Source organism: Salinarimonas ramus, from assembly GCF_014645695.1.
Taxonomy (GTDB): Bacteria; Pseudomonadota; Alphaproteobacteria; order Rhizobiales; family Beijerinckiaceae; genus Salinarimonas; species Salinarimonas ramus.
Genome location: NZ_BMMF01000004.1, coordinates 304180 through 320181 on the forward strand (window position 1 = coordinate 304180; position 16002 = coordinate 320181).

The 16002-nt window shown below is 72.3% G+C and carries 18 protein-coding genes; 6 read left to right on the forward strand and 12 right to left on the reverse strand.

What is annotated here, in order from left to right:
* The first annotated feature begins 99 nt into the window (after positions 1-99).
* Both fabI and IEX89_RS08255 read left to right on the forward strand, forming a co-directional pair.
* Positions 100-924: an enoyl-ACP reductase FabI gene (gene fabI / locus IEX89_RS08250; protein ID WP_188911569.1), complete on the forward strand. Its 825-nt coding sequence runs from the start codon at positions 100-102 to the stop codon at positions 922-924.
* Positions 925-974: 50 nt separating this feature from the next.
* The gene (locus IEX89_RS08255; RefSeq protein ID WP_188911571.1) at positions 975-1562 is read left to right on the forward strand and encodes a histidine phosphatase family protein; all 588 of its coding nucleotides are present in this window, start codon (positions 975-977) and stop codon (positions 1560-1562) included.
* An 8-nt stretch (positions 1563-1570) separates the two neighbouring features.
* Here IEX89_RS08255 and lpxK read toward each other — a convergent pair whose 3' ends face one another.
* The 5 genes from lpxK to IEX89_RS08280 all read right to left on the reverse strand — a co-directional run bounded on the left by lpxK (position 1571) and on the right by IEX89_RS08280 (position 5798).
* Positions 1571-2554: a tetraacyldisaccharide 4'-kinase gene (gene lpxK / locus IEX89_RS08260; RefSeq protein WP_188911573.1), complete on the reverse strand. Its 984-nt coding sequence runs from the start codon at positions 2552-2554 to the stop codon at positions 1571-1573.
* Positions 2554-3846: a 3-deoxy-D-manno-octulosonic acid transferase gene (locus tag IEX89_RS08265; protein WP_188911575.1), complete on the reverse strand. Its 1293-nt coding sequence runs from the start codon at positions 3844-3846 to the stop codon at positions 2554-2556. Before IEX89_RS08265 ends, lpxK begins: the two co-directional genes overlap by 1 nt.
* On the reverse strand, positions 3843-4592 hold the full coding sequence (locus IEX89_RS08270; protein WP_188911577.1) for a lysophospholipid acyltransferase family protein: 750 nt from the start codon (positions 4590-4592) through the stop codon (positions 3843-3845). The genes IEX89_RS08265 and IEX89_RS08270 overlap by 4 nt, the downstream gene beginning before the upstream one ends.
* A gap of 23 nt (positions 4593-4615) precedes the next feature.
* Positions 4616-4888, reverse strand: a complete 273-nt coding sequence (locus tag IEX89_RS08275) for a DUF4170 domain-containing protein (protein WP_188911579.1) — start codon at positions 4886-4888, stop codon at positions 4616-4618.
* Between the two features lie 67 nt (positions 4889-4955).
* A complete protein-coding gene (locus IEX89_RS08280; protein ID WP_373290560.1) occupies positions 4956-5798 on the reverse strand; it encodes a 3'(2'),5'-bisphosphate nucleotidase CysQ in 843 nt (280 codons plus the stop codon).
* A 275-nt stretch (positions 5799-6073) separates the two neighbouring features.
* Here IEX89_RS08280 and IEX89_RS08285 point away from each other — a divergent pair, with 275 nt between their 5' ends.
* Positions 6074-6589: a DUF6101 family protein gene (locus IEX89_RS08285; RefSeq protein ID WP_188911584.1), complete on the forward strand. Its 516-nt coding sequence runs from the start codon at positions 6074-6076 to the stop codon at positions 6587-6589.
* Here IEX89_RS08285 and IEX89_RS08290 read toward each other — a convergent pair.
* The 6 genes from IEX89_RS08290 to IEX89_RS08315 form a co-directional block, all read right to left on the reverse strand.
* Entirely contained in the window at positions 6582-7298 is a 717-nt protein-coding gene (locus IEX89_RS08290; protein ID WP_210317599.1) for an HAD family hydrolase, read from the reverse strand. The two genes, IEX89_RS08285 and IEX89_RS08290, sit on opposite strands and share 8 nt — an antisense overlap.
* Positions 7295-7531, reverse strand: coding sequence for a tautomerase family protein (locus tag IEX89_RS08295; RefSeq protein ID WP_188911586.1), 237 nt, complete (start codon positions 7529-7531; stop codon positions 7295-7297). The genes IEX89_RS08290 and IEX89_RS08295 overlap by 4 nt, the downstream gene beginning before the upstream one ends.
* Before the next feature lie 47 nt (positions 7532-7578).
* A complete protein-coding gene (locus IEX89_RS08300; protein WP_188911588.1) occupies positions 7579-8418 on the reverse strand; it encodes a hypothetical protein in 840 nt (279 codons plus the stop codon).
* 66 nt (positions 8419-8484) lie between these two features.
* Positions 8485-9261: an AfsA-related hotdog domain-containing protein gene (locus IEX89_RS08305; protein WP_188911590.1), complete on the reverse strand. Its 777-nt coding sequence runs from the start codon at positions 9259-9261 to the stop codon at positions 8485-8487.
* A gap of 28 nt (positions 9262-9289) precedes the next feature.
* Complete coding sequence (locus IEX89_RS08310) at positions 9290-9901, reverse strand: hypothetical protein (protein WP_188911592.1); 612 nt, start codon at positions 9899-9901, stop codon at positions 9290-9292.
* 222 nt (positions 9902-10123) lie between these two features.
* Entirely contained in the window at positions 10124-11017 is an 894-nt protein-coding gene (locus IEX89_RS08315) for a LysR family transcriptional regulator (protein WP_244645195.1), read from the reverse strand.
* A 101-nt stretch (positions 11018-11118) separates the two neighbouring features.
* Between IEX89_RS08315 and IEX89_RS08320 the strand changes: the two genes are divergently transcribed.
* The 3 genes from IEX89_RS08320 to IEX89_RS08330 are packed head-to-tail and all read left to right on the forward strand — an operon-like array spanning position 11119 to position 13753.
* Positions 11119-12114 (forward strand): aldo/keto reductase, encoded by a 996-nt coding sequence (locus IEX89_RS08320; RefSeq protein ID WP_188911596.1) that lies wholly within the window; start codon positions 11119-11121, stop codon positions 12112-12114.
* Positions 12111-12545 (forward strand): carboxymuconolactone decarboxylase family protein, encoded by a 435-nt coding sequence (locus tag IEX89_RS08325; protein ID WP_244645198.1) that lies wholly within the window; start codon positions 12111-12113, stop codon positions 12543-12545. Before IEX89_RS08320 ends, IEX89_RS08325 begins: the two co-directional genes overlap by 4 nt.
* 20 nt (positions 12546-12565) lie before the next feature.
* Positions 12566-13753, forward strand: a complete 1188-nt coding sequence (locus tag IEX89_RS08330; protein ID WP_188911598.1) for an MFS transporter — start codon at positions 12566-12568, stop codon at positions 13751-13753.
* 80 nt (positions 13754-13833) lie between these two features.
* Here the strand turns inward: IEX89_RS08330 and IEX89_RS08335 are convergent, their stop codons facing one another.
* The gene (locus IEX89_RS08335; RefSeq protein WP_188911600.1) at positions 13834-15909 is read right to left on the reverse strand and encodes a lytic transglycosylase domain-containing protein; all 2076 of its coding nucleotides are present in this window, start codon (positions 15907-15909) and stop codon (positions 13834-13836) included.
* Between the last annotated feature and the right edge of the window lie 93 nt (positions 15910-16002).

The following is a 16002-nucleotide window of genomic DNA, read 5'->3' on the forward strand; positions in this document are numbered from 1 at the left end:
GCCCGCGCGTAGTGCGCGATTGACGCTTTCCTGTGGCCGTCCGGTCGGCTAAAGAGGCCGGAAACGGCCCCGGGCCTTCGAACCTCAGTCGGGTGTTTCATGGCGGACGAGACAGGTTCCGGCATCCTTGCCGGAAAGCGCGGATTGATCATGGGCGTGGCGAACAATCGCTCCATCGCCTGGGGCATCGCGAAGGCCGCGCGCCAGCAGGGCGCCCAGCTCGCCTTCACCTACCAGGGGGACGCGCTCAAGAAGCGCGTCGAGCCGCTGGCGAAGGAGCTCGACGCCCATGTCGTCGGGCATTGCGACGTCACCGACGGCGCCACCATCGACGCCGTGTTCGCCCAGACCGAGGCGGCGCTCGGCACGATCGATTTCGTCGTCCACGCCATCGCCTTCTCCGACAAGGACGAGCTGACGGGTCGCTACGTCGACACGTCGGAGGAGAACTTCACGCGCTCGCTGGCCATCTCCTGCTATTCCTTCACGGCCATCGCCCAGCGCGCCGAGAAGCTGATGCCCAACGGCGGCTCGCTGCTCACGCTGACCTATTACGGCGCCGAAAAGTGGATGCCGCACTACAACGTCATGGGCGTCGCCAAGGCCGCGCTGGAGGCGTCCGTTCGCTACATGGCGGCCGATCTCGGCCCGCAGAACATCCGCGTCAACGCGCTCTCGGCCGGGCCGATCAAGACGCTGGCGGGCTCCGCCATCGGCGACTTCCGCTATATTCTCAAGTGGAACGCATACAACTCCCCACTGCGTCGCAACACCACGATCGAGGAGGTCGGCGAGACCGCCGCCTTCCTCCTGTCGGACATGTCGCGCGGCATCACCGGCGAGACGGTGCACGTCGATTCGGGCTACCACATCGTCGGCATGAAGAACCCCGACGCCCCCGACATCGCCCTCGACAAGGACTGAGCGCGCCCCGCGTGCCGCCGGCACGCGCGACGCGAGCGGAGGAGCGCGCCTTGGCCGGACCCGTCCTCTACTTCGTCCGCCACGGCGAGACGGATTGGAACGCCGAAGGGCGCCTGCAGGGCGGGCGCGACACGGACCTGAACGCGCTCGGGCGCGTCCAGGCCGAGGCGGCGGCGCGCACCCTGCGCTCCCTCGTGCGCGGCGATCTCGCCCGGCTCGACTTCGTCGCCTCCCCGATGCGCCGCACCCGCGACACGATGGAGATCCTGCGCGGCACGCTCGGCCTGCCGCGCGATGCTTACAGGCTCGACGAGCGGCTCGTCGAGATCTCCTTCGGCTCTTGGGAAGGCTCCACCTGGCCCGAGATCCGCGACCGCGATCCCGCCGGCGCGGCGGCGCGCGAGGCGGACAAGTGGGGCTTCGTGCCGCCGCAGGGCGAGAGCTACGCCATGCTCGCGAGGCGTCTCGCACCCGTGGTCGAAGGCCTCGTGCGCGACACCGTGATGGTTGCCCATGGCGGCGTCGCCCGCGCGCTGCTCACGCTGATGGCCGACGCGGCGACGGAACGCGCGCCGCATTTCGACATCTGGCAGGGTCGCGTGCTCGTGATCCAGGACGGCGCCTGGCGCTGGGTCTGACCTCAGCCTCACGGTCGCGCGATGCGCTCCGCGGCGAGCGCGGCGAGCCCCGCCTCGTCCTCGAAGCGGGCGGTGACGGGCAGGGCGAGGAGCCCCTCGAGCGCCGGGAGCCGTGCTGCGTCCTTCTCCGTCGTCACCGGCACGAGACCGCGCGCCGTCGCGTGCGCCATCAGCGCCTGCACCTCGCCCGGCCGGTAGACGTGATGATCGGGCAGCGCCACGCGCTCGATCAGGCTCGCCCCGCAATCTTCCAGCGTGCGGAAGAACTTCTCCGGCCGCCCGATGCCCGCGAAGGCGAGAACCCGCGCGCCGTCGAGGCGATCGAGCACGCTCGGATCGGGGGCGAGGCGCGCGCGGAAGACCGGCTTGCCCCTGCGCGCCGCCTCCGCCGCGACCCGCGCGCCGGCGGCGCCGTAGCCCATCAGCACGAGGGCGTCGACGAAGGGCCATTGCGCCTCGAGCGGCACGCGCAGGGGGCCCGCCGGCAGGCAGAGCCCGTTGCCGACTCCGGTCTCGCCGTCGAGGACGGCGAGGACGAGGTCCTTCTTCAGCGACGGGTTCTGCAGCCCGTCGTCCATCAGGATGACGTCGGCGCCGGTCGTCGCCGCCAGCGCGGCGCCGGCGACGCGGTCCGGCGAGACGATGGTCGGCCCGGCGCGGGCGAGGAGGAGCGGCTCGTCGCCGACCGCGCGATGGTCGTGGATCGCGGCATCGACGAGGAGCGGCGTGCGCGCCCGCCCGCCATGGCCGCGGGTGAGGAAGACGGGGCTCCTCCCCGCGCGGCGCAGCAGCGCCGCCAGCGCGAGCGCGGTGGGTGTCTTGCCCGCGCCGCCGGCGGTGAAGTTGCCGATGCAGATCACCGGCAGGGCCGCGCGGGCGCCGGGCTTGCGCATGCGCCGCGCGCCGATCGTACCGACGATGGCACCGAGCGGCCAGAGCAGGCGGGCGGGCAGCGTCGGCTCCGGCGCCGTCCAGAAGCCGGGCGCCCGCATCAGCCCGACGCGCCTCCGCGCAGGTCGACGAGGAAGGGGTCGATGGCGCGGATCGTGCGCTCGAGCGCGCCGCCCAGCGCTTCCACGGCGCCGATGCCGGCGCGTCCCATGGTGCGCATCCGCCCGGGATCGGAGAGCAGCTCGGAGAGCGCGCCCGCGAGGGCGCGGGCGTCGTTCACCGGCAGTGCGCCGCGGGCGCGGTCGATGGCGGCGTAGACGTCGGTGAAATTGTGAACGTGCGGCCCGTGAAGGATGGCGCCGCCGAGCTTCGCCGGCTCGATGGGGTTCTGCCCGCCGTGCGGCACCAGCGAGCCGCCCATGAAGACCACGGGCGAGAGCCGATAGAACAGGCCGAGCTCGCCGATCGTGTCGGCGACGTAGAGGTCGATCGCCCGGTCCGGCTGCATGCCGTCGGCGCGCCGTGCGGCGGCGAGCCCGGATTCCTGCGCCATCGCCGCGATCTCGGGACCGCGATCGGGATGGCGCGGGGCGACGATGGTGAGGAGGCTCGGATAGCGCTTGGCGAGCGCCCGATGCACCGCGATGGCGATCTCCTCCTCACCGGGATGCGTGGAGGCCGCCATCCAGATCGGCCGGCCCGCCGTGAGCGCCTGCAGGCTCGCCACCGTGCGCGGATCGGCGGGCGGGGCGGGCGAATCGAACTTGAGGTTTCCCGCCACGGCGACCCGCGGCGCGCCGAGCCGCGCCAGGCGCTCGGCGTCCGCCGGCGATTGGGCGAGGCAGAAGGCGAAGCGCGAGAGCAGCGCCTCCGCGGCCTTGGGCGCGCGCATCCAGCGCCGGAAGGAGCGCTCCGACAGGCGTCCGTTGACGAGGATGAGCGGCACGCCGCGCCGGTCGAGAGCGTGGACGAAGTTCGGCCACAGCTCCGATTCGGCGAAGAGCGCGAGATCCGGCTGCCAATGATCGAGGAAGCGGCGGATGAAGAGCGGCACGTCGAGGGGCACGAACTGGTGGATCGCGCCGGGCGGCAGGCGCCGCGCCACGAGCTGCGCGGAGGTGCGCGTGCCCGACGTGACGAGCACCGACACGCCGCGGCGCGTCAGGCGCTCGACGAGGGGAAGGATGGCGAGCGTCTCGCCGATGGACGCCCCGTGGAGCCAGGCGAGCGGGCCGTCCGGCCGGGCGCGGCCGGCATGGCCGCGGCGCTCGCCGAGCCGCGTCGGGTCCTCCTTGCCCTTGCCGCGCCGCCACAGCAGCAGCCCGGAGGCGGCCGGCGTGAGCAGCGAGACGCCGATCCGGTAGGAGGTGAGGAGCGACGAGCCGCGCTTCATGCGCCGCCTCCCGCGGCCGCCATCGACGTCGTGCGCAGGTCCGCGCCGGGATCGTCGGCGCCGATGCGGGCGTAGGCCCGGGCATGGACGCCGTCGAGGCCGGTCTCCACCGCGCGCCGCGCCGCCTCGACCGCGTCCGCATCGGCGTCGCGCGCGACGAAGATCGGGTCGCCGATCACGATGGCGCCGCGGCCGAAGGGCAGGCCCAGCGTTGCGCGATCCCAGCTGCGGAAGATCTTGCGCCGGCTCGTCACCACGGCGACGGGGACGATGGGGCGGCCCGAGAGCCTGGCCAGGGTGACGATCCCCTCCCCCGCCCGTCGGGCGATCTTGGGCACGTCGGCGGTCATGACGATGCTCTCGCCGCCCTCCAGCGCCCGCAGCATGGCGCGCATCGCCTGGGCGCCGCCCTTCTCGCGTACCCGCCCGCGCCCGCGATCGCCCGAGCCGCGGATCGGGCGCACGCCCAGATGCTCCAGCGCGATCGCGTTGAGCTCGCCGTCGCCGGAACGCGAGACGAGGCAGGCGGTGGGATCCTGCGGGCGCTTGGCGAGGTGCACGAGGAAATGCTGGCCGTGCCACATCGCCGCGATCACGGGCATGAGCGGCCCGATCCGCTCGTGCGCGTCCGCCGGCTCCATCACGAACCGGTTCGTGCGGCGCACGAGGCCGAGATAGCGCGCGAAGGCGTAGCCGGCCGCGGCTCTCACCCGCGGATGCTTGCCGATGCGCTTGAGGAGGGACATGCCCGTGGCTTCTTCCGCGCCCGTCAGCCGACCGGCGGCTCGAGCAGGCGATGGAGATGGACGATGAAGTAGCGCATGTGCGCGTTGTCGACAGTAGCCTGCGCCTTGGCCTTCCAGGCCGAGAACGCGGTGGCGTAATTGGGATAGACGCCCACGATGTCGAGCGCGTCGAGATCCCGGAAGCGCACGTGCTTGGGATCGTCGAGCTCGCCGCCGAAGACGAGGTGGAGGAGCTGGGTGTCGCCGGCAGGCTTGGTCTCGGCGGCGGAGGGGACGCCTTGCTTGATCTCGGTCATGCTCGTTATGTCCCGGCCTTCGCCGGGCTCCCGGTTTTCGTCGGATGCGCGGCGCGCTCGCGTGGGCTCAGCCCGCGGCGGCGGAGCGTCGCGCGTCGGTCTCGTCGCCCGTCATGGCCTCAACGAGACGCGGATGCAAGGCGTGCGAGGCTGCGACCAGGACGCCGTGGACCGGCTCCGGCCGATTGTAGACCGGTGCCATGCCGGCGGGATCCGTCAGCGCGCCGCCCGCCTCGGCGAGAACGAGGTCGGCGGCGGCGAGATCCCAGTCCCGCGCGTTGGCGGTGACGAGGGCGAGATCGACGTCTCCGGCCGCGACCCGCGCGATGCGCAGAGCCAGCGAGGGCACCTTCGTCACGGAAGCGAAGGGCCCGGCCCGGCGCTCCAGCGCGTCCACCATCGGCCGCGGACCCGCGACGCGCGAGCCGGCGAGCGCGTCGCGGGCGTTCGCGACGATGGCCGCGCCGTTCAAGGTCGCGCCCGCGCCGGCGCGGGCGGCGTAGAAGCTGGACAGGGCCGGGGCGTGCACGACGCCGAGCCGAGGGCGGCCGTCGACGAGGAGTGCGATCGCCACCGACCAGTCGGGAATGCCGTTGAGAAAAGCCCGCGTGCCGTCGATGGGATCGACGATCCAGACGAGGTCGCGGGTGAGCCGCGCCGGATCGTCGCGGGTCTCCTCCGAGAGCCATCCGGCCTCGGGCAGGATCTGCGAGAGGCGCACCTTGAGAAAGGCGTCGACGGAGACGTCCGCCTCCGTCACCGGCGAGCCGCCGGCCTTGTTCCAGACCCGCGCCGTGGTCTTGCCGCCCTCGCGGAAATAGCCGCGCGCAATCTCGCCGGCCTCGCGGGCGGCGTCCTCGAGCGCGGCTGCGAGGTGGGCTGTCGTCTGCGGATCGAGGGGCATGAACATCTCGTCTCGGGCGGCGGCGGGCGCGCCCGTCATGACGACGAAGGTAGGGGCGCGGCCCCTCCCGCGCAAGGACGTCGACGAGACGTTGATCCGATGCGCGCGCTTTTCCACAAGCGTCGCAAGCATTGATTCAGCATCGCTCCCATTGAGCGTCTTTTAACCGAAAAGCTTAAGCCCCCGCGGACGAAGCATCCGCATGATCGGCGCATGGAACGAGCGGCGATCATCCAAGAACAAGCCGCCGTCCACCCAACGCTGACAGGGCGTCGAACATGATGGCGGACAGATCACGCGCAGCCGGAGCCGTCCTCGAGGACGGCTCCGGCTTCCCCGAGACGGACGAGAGCGCTTTCGACACGCTGGGCCTGTGCGTGGCGCCGGGGCGCCTCGTCGGGATCGCGATGCGCATCGCGGAGCGGGACGAGGACCAGGAGGCAGCACGCGGCGAGCAGGCGACGGGCGCGGCCCCCGCCTTCGAGATCGCCGCGATCGCCGAGACCGGCGAGATCGCGACGGTACTCGGGCGCTTCACCGAGGAGGAGATCGTCGCCGTGTGGCGTCGTCTCGGCCAGGCGAGCGGCCTCCCCTTGATGCTCCAGAACCCCGACGGGAGCCTGAGCGCGCCCTATCCGCAGATCGGGCCGCTGGCGCTCGGCGAGACGCGCCAGCGCCGCCGGCACGGGCTCCTCTCGGACAGGCGCCCGCGCTTCCTCACGCGTCGCAAGACCGGACGGCCGGCCTCGCGCCCGCTCGTCTTCCGCGAGCGCGAGATCGTCTGCGGCCTCACCTGACGGCGAGGAGCCGGGATCCCTCGATCCCGGCCTCGACGCCGGGGATGACGGGCCAGCCGCGCGCATGCGCGACCTCGGCGAGCGCTCCGCCCTCCCCCACCGCGACCTGCGCGCCGACGCTGTCGAGCATCGCGAGGTCGGAGACGTCGTCGCCTACGGCGACGCACGCACCCGCATCACCGCCTACCTCCGCGAGGAAGAGGCGGATCGCCTCCGCCTTCCCCTCGCCGATCGTCTGCGGCGCGTCGATCTCTCCCGTGAGGAGCCCGTCCTCGCCGACGATGAGCCGCGTGGAGAGCACGTGCTCGACGCGCAGATGCGCGGCGATGGGCGCGAGGATCTCCGGGAACGATCCCGAGACGAAGACCGGCGCGTAGCCCTCCTCCCGCAGGCGCCCGAGGAGCTGCACGGGCTCCTCCAGGAAGAGCCGCGCCGGATCGCGCAGGCGCCTTTCGCCCCACACCTCCGCCGCGTGCGCCAGCTCCGCCGGAGCGAGGCCGGCGAACCAGCGATAATAGGCCCGGTTCAGCTCCGTGCGCGGCAGCCCGTCCGCGCGCATCCGGGCGAACTCCGCCTCGAAGCGGGCGAGCAGCGTCTCGCTGCCGCGATGGATCGCCGCGAAGAAGCGGAAGAAGTCGAACATGCTCTTGATGCGCACGAGCGTGTCGTCGACATCGAAGAAGGCGAAGCGCGGCTCCGCGGCGCTCACGAGCCGGGCTCCTCGTCGTAGCTCTTGCGGCGGCTGCGGGTGGGGAAATCGGGTGCGCTGCCCACGACCCCGGCATCCGCCCAGCGCGCGGGTGCCACCTCGGTGAGGAAGCAGCTGATCTTGTCGAGCGGCACGCCGGTGACGCGGTGCATGGCGGCGGTGACCTCCTCGAGGAGGGCCTGGGCCTTCTCCTGGTCCTTGATTTCGAAGGTCGAGATCTGGATGACGGGCATGAGGTGCTTTCCTTTCGTGTCGGAGGATGCGTGGCGCGGCCGGCTCTTCAGCGACGCGTGACGAGATCGCCGAAGACGGGTCGCGCGAACTTCAGCTGAGCGTGGATGTCGCCGCCGAGCCCATAGCGGCCGATCGCGCCGCCGTGGCTGAGCTGGTAGGACATGAACAGGACGACGACGTTGACGATGCGGTTGCCGCCGGAGCCGGGCGCCGGGAACGGATCGGCGATCTCGACGTCGTACGCGCCGCGGCCCTCGGCATCGGTGACGAAGACGTTGGGCACGCCGAGCGGCTCGGGCCTTGTCGGCCCGCCGGGATCGAGATCGCCCGAGCGCAGGCTCATGATCGTGTAGAGCGAGCGCGGCAGGAGCCCCTCCATGGCGAAGCGGAAGCGACCCGAGCGGCAGTGGTCCGGGATGTCGACGGTTAGACTGCCGCGCGCCCCGATCCAGTCGCCGAGCGTCACCGGCCGGCGCAGCTGCCGGTCCTCGGGTCGCGCGAGATCGGGGATCGGCGTCTCGTGGAAGCCGTAGCTCGGCCGCACGTCCTCGCGGGCGCCGGGCGCCTGCTCGGGTGCGAACAGCATGTGGTAATTATTGCACGGCAGGGGAATCGGCAGCGTGTGCAGGACCTTGCGGGCGACGTGCGGCGGCGGGGTGGCCGGGTCGAACGTCTCCAGGATGCGGTAGGGCGCCCGCTCGCCGAAGGGCGGCACCGGGCTGTCGGCGGCGACGATGGCCCCGCCCCAGCCGGTCTCGACCCCGTCGGGCCCCTCCCGGTTCACCGCCCCGATGAGGATGAAGTTGCCGTCCTCGTCCATGACCTCGCTCGGCGGGTAGAGCGGGCCCTGGGTCGTGAGGTCGAGGGTGAAGGTGGATGAACGCATGGCTCGTTCGTCTCCTCGCGCGTGTCGGTGGACGGGGCCCGCACCTCGCGGGCCCCGCGAGGCCCGTCAGGCCACGGCCCGGCCGAGCTCGGGATCGGACACGATGCTCGCGATCGCGGCCGCGAAGGCCTCCTGCGCGAGGGCGGCCTCCTTCGAGGAGATCACCTCGTGCGGGTAGACCGTGAAGGAGAAGCCGACGCGCGTGCGCACCTCCCCGCCCTGGACGAAGTCCGTCTCGATCCTGAACTTCTGCCGGCGCTCGTTGATGTCCTTCTCGAGCACGCGGTAGTCGATCCGCGCCGGGAGCGGGAAGACGAAGCCGAGGAAGTCCGTCGTCATCGAGTTGATGACGAAGTAGGTCTTCTCGGCGCCCGCGTGCGGGAAGTAGGTCTCGGTCACCGCGAGGAAGGCCTGACGGGCCGCCTCGACGAGGATCATGCCCTGCACGTGCTGGCCGGTCTGGTGGTCGCCCATCAGCTCGCAATCCTGGTCGATGCAGACCTCGAGCGCGTAGAGGTCCTCCTCGATCTTCTCGGGGCGCGAGATCAGCGTGTTGCAGGTGCGGTGCTTGTGGGAGATCTTCGCGTCGGCTCGCGGCGGCGCGGCGCGTAGGCCGTCGACGTCGAAGCGGCGGCCGGCGGGATCGCGCACCTCGATGCGGCGGACGATCTCGACGACCTCCGTGTCGGCGAGGCCCTGTCCGCGGACGAGGGCGGTGTGCCCGGGGAGGATCTCCTCGGGCAGCTCGATCATGGCGCGCAGCTGGCTCGCGGTGACCGCGCGCTTGCCCGCGGCGAACTCGACGAACTTGTCTGCGACGACGACGAGGGTTTCGGGGCTCATGTTCGTCTCCTGGTGCGATGCGGCGCGCTCAGGCCGCGAGCTGCGTGGGGGCCTGGTAGATCTTGGTGTAGAGGCCGTCGGTGCCGCCGGTGATGAACTGGTCGCCCGCCTCCTGGACGATGGTGCGGTAGCGCTCCGAGGCGAAGACGGCGCCGTAGGTCGTCGGATCGACGGAGAAGCCGGACACGAACATCACGCCGGGCTGGCCGCTGACGGTGGAGTGGTAGGCGAGGAAGCTCTCCACCTCCTCGGCGCCGCGGACGACGTCGAAGATCGTCTCGTCGCGCCACTTGCGGTAGCCGCCCATGCGGTCCGGCTTCACCTCGACATGGCGCAGCTGCAGGAACGGCGTGTCCGGCAGGAGCCCCTCGCAGGGCTTGGGCGCCTCGACGAAGGCGAGCAGCTCGCGGCGGATGTCGCCGGCGAGCCAGCTGGCGAGGTCACCGGCGAGGCCGGAGACGGTGTCGCGCAGCGCCGCGAGGCTGTCGTGCGCGGAGATCGGCTCGAGGGTCACGACCTCGTCGCCCTCGAGCGCGACGAGGATGCGGCGATCGGGGGTCGAGGGCATCGCCGCGGCGAGGCCGCCGGCCTTGCCGGGCTTCGTGGGGAAACGCGAGATCAGGATCATGTCGGCGGGCATGGGACACCTTCCGTTGGTTCGTGGGCGCTCCGGATCCGACCAGCGGCTGCGTGGTGACACTGTGTCGTCCAGATCGCAGGTTGATTAACCCACGTTCCGAAACGGGATGCGATGCCGAAGGGCGGCAAGCGATTTTCCGGAAACGGAAGATGGTGCGCTGCAGCATGGCACGCCTCGGATTCGCGCCCGGCGCGTCCGTTCGGTGCGGCTCGTCGGGTGCGGTCAGTAGCCGCGCAGCCGCTCGCGATTGCTCGTGACGAGGTCGACGAGGAAGTCCGCGAGCGCGCGGATGCGGCGGGACTGGGAGAGGTCGGACTGCAGCACGAGGAAGATCGGCTGGTCGACGCCGATGTCGTCCTGGACGCATACGAGCCCCGCGTCGCGGGCGAGGAAATGCGGCAGGACGGCGAGGCCGAGCCCCGCCGCCGTCGCGGCGACCTGGGTGGAAAGCGAGGTCGTGGTGATGGCGGGCCTTCGGCCGCGCAGGATCCGCTCCACCCATTGCGCCGCGGGAAGGTGGGCGTAGACCTCGCTCCAGGCGACGAAGGCGTCCTCCTCCCAGGCCGCGACGCCGGGCCGGGCCTCGCCGCGGCGCTCCAGGTAGGCCGGGCTCGCGTAAAGGCCGTAGCCCAGCGTTCCCAGGCGCTTGAGCGTGACGTTGCCACGCTCCGGCTTCACCATGCGGATGGCGAGATCGGCGTCGCGGCGATGGACGTTGACGGTGGTGATGTCGGTGACGAGCTCCACCGTGATGTTCGGGTGGGCCGCGTGGAAGGCGGGCAGGCTCGGCAGGATGAGCGCGGTGGCGAGGTTCTCGGCGGTGGCGAGGCGCACGCGCCCGGTGAGCTGCGCCTGCAGGTCGGCCCCCGATTCGAGGGCGAAGGCCGCCGCCTCCATGGCCTCGGCGTTCTCGAGGAGGTCGGCGCCGTCCTCGGTGAGCTGGTAGCCCGTCTGCTGGCGCAGGAAGAGGGGCACGCCGAGCGCCGCCTCCAGCCGATCGATGCGCCGCGACAGGGTGGCGATGCCCACGCCGAGCTTGAGCGCGGCGGCGCTGAGCGTGCCGTGCCGCGACACGGCGAGGAGCGCGCGCACGTCGTCCCAGACGATGGGACGCACCGTGCGCTTTCCGCTCATGGAAACCGAGTTACCGATAATCTCTGATTTTTCCATTGTTCCGGCGTGCCACAGTCCGGGCCGTACGGACAAGGAGAAAAACCATGGAGAAGCGCAGGCTCGGAGAGGATCTCGAGGTTGCCGCCATCGGGCTCGGCTGCATGGGCATGAGCGAGTTCTACGGCCCGCGGGACGACAGCGAGTCGGTGCGCGTGCTCGAGCGCGCCGTCGACCTCGGCATCGACTTCCTCGACACGGCCGACATGTACGGCCCCCATCACAACGAGGAGCTGATCGGCGCCTTCCTGAAGGGCCTCGACGGCCCGGCGCGGGCGGGCGTGAAGGTCGCCACCAAGTTCGGCATCGTGCGCAAGCCCGGCGCCTACGAGCGCAGCCTCGACAACGGCCCGGACTATGCGCGCGCCGCCTGCGAAGCCTCGCTTCGGCGCCTCGGCGTCGAGCGCATCGACCTCTATTACGTCCACCGCGTCAACGCGGCCCAGCCCATCGAGGAAACGATGGAGGGGCTCGCGCGCCTCGTCGAGGAGGGCAAGATCGCCCGCATCGGCCTGTGCGAGGTGAGCGCGCGCACGCTGCGCCGCGCCCACGCGGTCCATCCGGTCACCGCGGTGCAGACCGAGTATTCCCTGTGGAGCCGCGGCGTCGAGGACGAGGTGCTGCCGGCGTGCCGCGAGCTGGGCGTGGGCTTCGTCGCCTATTCGCCGCTCGGGCGCGGCTTCCTCACCGGTCGCTTCCAGGCCGGCGAGGCGTTCGCGGAAGGCGACTTCCGCGCCGGCCTGCCGCGCTTCGCCGACGGCGCGCTCGGCGAGAACCGCCGCATCACGGACGTGATCACCGAGATGGCGGAGGAGAAGGGCTGCACGCCGGCCCAGCTCTCCCTCGCCTGGCTGCTCGCCAAGGGCGAGGACATCGTCCCGATCCCGGGCACGAAGCGCCTGCGCTACCTCGAGGAGAACGTCGCCGCCGCCGAGATCCGACTCTCGGACGACGAGTGCGAGGCGCTGGAGCAGGCTGTGTCGAGCGTGCCGGTCGTCGGCGAGCGCTATACGCCCGAAGGCATGAAGGGGGTGAACGCGTGAGCGGATCGCCCGCCTCCCCCGCCTCGCAGCGCCGCGCCGACGCGCTGGCGCTGCTCGATCGCCTCGAGCCCGGCGCGCCCGCGCGCGTCGCGGCCAATCTCGACGCCTTCGACGAGCGCGCCGTGGAGATCGTCCTCGGCTTCGCCTTCACCGACGTCGTGTCGAACCCGCGCATCGACCTGAAGACGCGCGAGATGATGACGGTCGCCATGCTCGCCGCCATGGGCACGGCGTCCGGACAGCTCGACTTCCACATCCGCGCGGCGATGAACACCGGCGTCACCCGCGAGGAGATCGTCGAGATCGTCTACCAGGTCGCCGTCTATGCCGGCGTGCCCGCGGCGATGAACGCGATCACCTCCGCCAAGGCGGCGTTCGCCCGGACCTCCGAAGCGGGAGCGTCCGAGGCCCGCGCGCCCGAGACAACCTGAGACTCACCAGAGGCAATCCCATGACTGACGTTTCGCAACGCGCCGGCTGGCGCGAATGGATCGCCGTGGCCACGCTCGGCGTGGCGAGCTTCGCGATCGTGACGACCGAGCTCGCGCCGATCGGGCTGCTCTCCCAGATCGGCGGCGATCTCGACCGCCCGCCCCAGCAGGTGGGCCTCGTGGTGACGCTCTACGCCTGGATCGCGGCGGGAGCGGCGCTCGTCTCCGTGGTGACGCTCGGGCGCGCGCCGCGTCGCCCGCTGCTCGCGGGCCTACTCGTCGTGCTCGCCGTCTCCGCCGGCGCCTCCGCGATGGCGGAGAGCTTCGGCGCGCTCATGGTCGCGCGCGTCGTGGGCGCGATCGCCCACGGTGCCTTCTGGGCGATGATCGGCACGCTCGGCGCCCAGCTCGTGCCGCCGCGCCAGGTCGGGCTCGCGACCTCGATCATCTTCGGCGGCGTGTCGGCGGCGAGCGTCATCGGCGTGCCGCTCGCCAACGCGATCGGGCTGGCGAGCGACTGGCGCACCGCCTTCGCCGCCATCGGCGTGCTGGCCGTCGTCGTCGCCTTGGCCGTGCTCGCGAGCGTCCCCACGATCCGCGGCGGCGGCGGCATCGGTGCCGGCACGCTCGTGCGCATCGCCCGCGATCAGCGCTTCTCGCGCATCTTCGTGGCGACGCTGCTCGCGATCACCGCGCACTTCATGGCCTTCACCTATGTCGAGCCCTACCTCGGCGAGACGGCGCGCATGGCGCCGGCGGCGATCGCGCCCCTGCTCTTCGCCTTCGGCGCCGCCGGCATCGCCGCGAACGTGCTCACCGGCGCGCTCATCGACGGCAAGCTCAAGGCCATCCTCGTCCTCTCGCTCGTCGCGGCCTCGGGCTCGCTCCTGGCGCTGGGCACGCTCGGACCCCAGCTCGGGATCGTCGGTATCGCGGCGATGCTCGTCCTGTGGGGCGGCGCGGTGGCGGCGATCCTGGTCGGCTTCCAGACCTGGATCCTGAAGGAAGCGGGCGCCGACGCCCTGCCGGCCTCGGCGATCTACGTCGCCCTGTTCAACGGCTCCATCGGGCTCGGCGCAATGGTCGGCGCCTTCATCCTCGACCTCGGCGGCCTCGCCTCGGTCTATGCGGTGGCAGCCGGCTTCACCGTCGCGGGCCTCGCTGCGATCGCGATGATGCGCGCCCCCGCCATCGTCCCCGCGGAGTGATGCGGCCGCCCGCACGAAAGGAGAGCCCCGCCGGGACGGCCGTCCCGGCGGGGCTCTTCGCATCCGGTCGGGCGCGGCGCTCAGCGCGGATCGCCGCGGGCGAGGTCGGCGCGCATGGAGAGCGGGCGGTCCTCGTGCAGCAGGCGGCGATAGACCTGATAGTTCTCCATCACGCGCTGCACGTAGTTGCGCGTCTCCGGATAGGAGATCATCTCCACCCAGTCGATCGCGTCGACGCGGTCCCCGCGCGGGTCGCCGAAGCGCTCGATCCAGCGCGACACCGCGCCGCCGCCGGCATTGTAGGCGGCGAAGACGAGGATGTAGGAGCCGCCCCAGCGGTCGATCAGCTCGGAGAGATGCGCCGAGCCGAGGGTCGCGTTGTAGGCGGGGTCCGACAGGAGCCGCTCGGGCGCGTAGGCGAGGCCGAAGCGTCGCGCCGTCGCCCGCGCCGTCGCCGGCATCAGCTGCATCAGCCCGCGCGCGCCCGCATGCGAGACCGCGCGCGGATGGAAGGCGCTCTCCTGGCGCGCGATGGCGTAGACGAGCGCCGGATCGACCTCCTCCGTCGCCGGCTCGAAGGGCGGGATGCCGAGCGTCGGATAGGCGTAGAGATCGAGCGGCAGGCCGCGATAGACGGCGGCCCGCCCCAGCGCTAGGAGCCCGCGCGCGTCGCCGCGCTCGACCGCCGCCTCGCCGAGCGCCGCGATCGCCTCCGGATCCTCGAGCTGCGCGCCGAGCCCGTAATAGAGCGGGATCGTCTGCTCCTCGAGCCCGGCCCGGTCGAGGAGGCCGATGGCGCGGGCGGCGGGGATCTCGGCGAGGCGTGCGCGCGCCGCCTCCATGTCGATCTCGCCGGGGCTGCGCAGGGGCAGGCGCGTCTCGCCCATCTCTTCCAGCGCGAGCTGGCCGTAATAGGCGATGGGGTGAGCGGCCGCGGTCTCGTAATGCGTGCGCGCCTCCTCCGCCTCCCCGGCGGCGGCGGCCGCGCGCCCGCGCCAATAGGCGACGCGGGAGATCGAGATCGGCAGCGTCGCCTCCTCCGCCGCGCGGGCGAAGTGCTGGGCCGCGACCTGCGGCGCGTCGAGGAAGCGCAGCGCGATCCAGCCGGCGGTCCATTCCGCCTCGATGACGTCGCTCGCCGATTCCGCCGCGTGGTTGGCCGCGATGGCGTAGGCGCGCGCGGCGTCGCCCGCCTCGAGCGTCGAGCGCGCGACGATGCGGCGCTCGTTCCACCAGGCGTCGCCGTCGATGACGATGCCGAGTTCCTTGGGCGCGCCCGACAGGAGCCGCGCGGCCTCGTCGAACCGCTCCTCGTAGCGCAGATGCTTGAGGCGGGAGAACAGGACGGAGGGCTCCGCCTGCAGCCGCGCCGGCAGCGCGTCGAGCCGCCGCTCCGCGTCGCGCGCCCGCGCGAGGACGGCCCGGCGGGTCTCGATCAGGCTCTCCAGATCCTCGCGCGCGTCCTCCGGGAAACGGGCGAGCATGCGCTGCGCCCCGCTCCAGTCCTCGCGGAAGAGGAAGCGCTCGAAGCGCACGCGATGATCCGCCAGCGTGAGGGCCGCGCCGAACTCCTCCTCCAGCGCGTCCTCCTCCGCCGAGCCGAGGCGCTCGTCGCGCCAGGTTGCGCGGGCGAGGGCGCGGGCGTCGGCCTCCGCGCCGTCCTGGCGGAAGGCGCGGGCCAGCGCGATGGCGCCCTCCGCGGTGCGGGGACGCTCGCTCGCGAAGAAGGCGATGACGACGTCGGGCCGCTCGCGCGTGTCGAACAACGCCTCCTCGGCCCGGCGCCGTGCGACGCCGGTCTCGGGCCAGCCGGGATTGTCGCTCAGGAAGGCGGAGAGACGCTCGAACTCGCGCACGGCGCCGGCGCGGATGGCGAGCCACTCGCCGGTGATCCGCGCCGCCGGATCGCCGTCGACCAGCGTCTCCCAGGCCGCGGCGAGGGTGTCGCCGAGGAGGAGGCGGCCGTCGGCATAGGCGTTGAGCATCTCCCGCAGCGCCACCTCGCGCGGGTCGAGTTCGGCGACGGCGCGCGCCGCCTCGGCGATGTCCGACGCCGCCGGCGTGTCGACGACCTCGGCCGCGTCCGCGCGGTCGGGCCGCGGCGGCGGCAGCGGGGCCGCGGCGAAGGCCGGCAGTCCCGCGAGGAGCGAAACCACGGTCGCTCCGGCGAGGATCACGCGTTTGCGCCGGGCGCGTCCGCGCGCTATGTGTTGCGGCCCGCTCGGCGCCTTGCGCCGCGCGGCCCTCCC

Bases quoted from the DNA above. Each gene is read 5' to 3' on its own strand.
- fabI (WP_188911569.1), top strand. From the start codon at position 100: ATGGCGGACGAGACAGGTTCCGGCATCCTTGCCGGAAAGCGCGGATTG.
- lpxK (WP_188911573.1), bottom strand. From the start codon at position 2,554: ATGCGGGCGCCCGGCTTCTGGACGGCGCCGGAGCCGACGCTGCCCGCC.
- IEX89_RS08265 (WP_188911575.1), bottom strand. From the start codon at position 3,846: ATGAAGCGCGGCTCGTCGCTCCTCACCTCCTACCGGATCGGCGTCTCG.
- IEX89_RS08270 (WP_188911577.1), bottom strand. From the start codon at position 4,592: ATGTCCCTCCTCAAGCGCATCGGCAAGCATCCGCGGGTGAGAGCCGCG.
- IEX89_RS08275 (WP_188911579.1), bottom strand. From the start codon at position 4,888: ATGACCGAGATCAAGCAAGGCGTCCCCTCCGCCGCCGAGACCAAGCCT.
- IEX89_RS08280 (WP_373290560.1), bottom strand. From the start codon at position 5,798: ATGTTCATGCCCCTCGATCCGCAGACGACAGCCCACCTCGCAGCCGCG.
- IEX89_RS08285 (WP_188911584.1), top strand. From the start codon at position 6,074: ATGGCGGACAGATCACGCGCAGCCGGAGCCGTCCTCGAGGACGGCTCC.
- IEX89_RS08295 (WP_188911586.1), bottom strand. From the start codon at position 7,531: ATGCCCGTCATCCAGATCTCGACCTTCGAAATCAAGGACCAGGAGAAG.
- IEX89_RS08300 (WP_188911588.1), bottom strand. From the start codon at position 8,418: ATGCGTTCATCCACCTTCACCCTCGACCTCACGACCCAGGGCCCGCTC.
- IEX89_RS08305 (WP_188911590.1), bottom strand. From the start codon at position 9,261: ATGAGCCCCGAAACCCTCGTCGTCGTCGCAGACAAGTTCGTCGAGTTC.
- IEX89_RS08310 (WP_188911592.1), bottom strand. From the start codon at position 9,901: ATGCCCGCCGACATGATCCTGATCTCGCGTTTCCCCACGAAGCCCGGC.
- IEX89_RS08320 (WP_188911596.1), top strand. From the start codon at position 11,119: ATGGAGAAGCGCAGGCTCGGAGAGGATCTCGAGGTTGCCGCCATCGGG.
- IEX89_RS08330 (WP_188911598.1), top strand. From the start codon at position 12,566: ATGACTGACGTTTCGCAACGCGCCGGCTGGCGCGAATGGATCGCCGTG.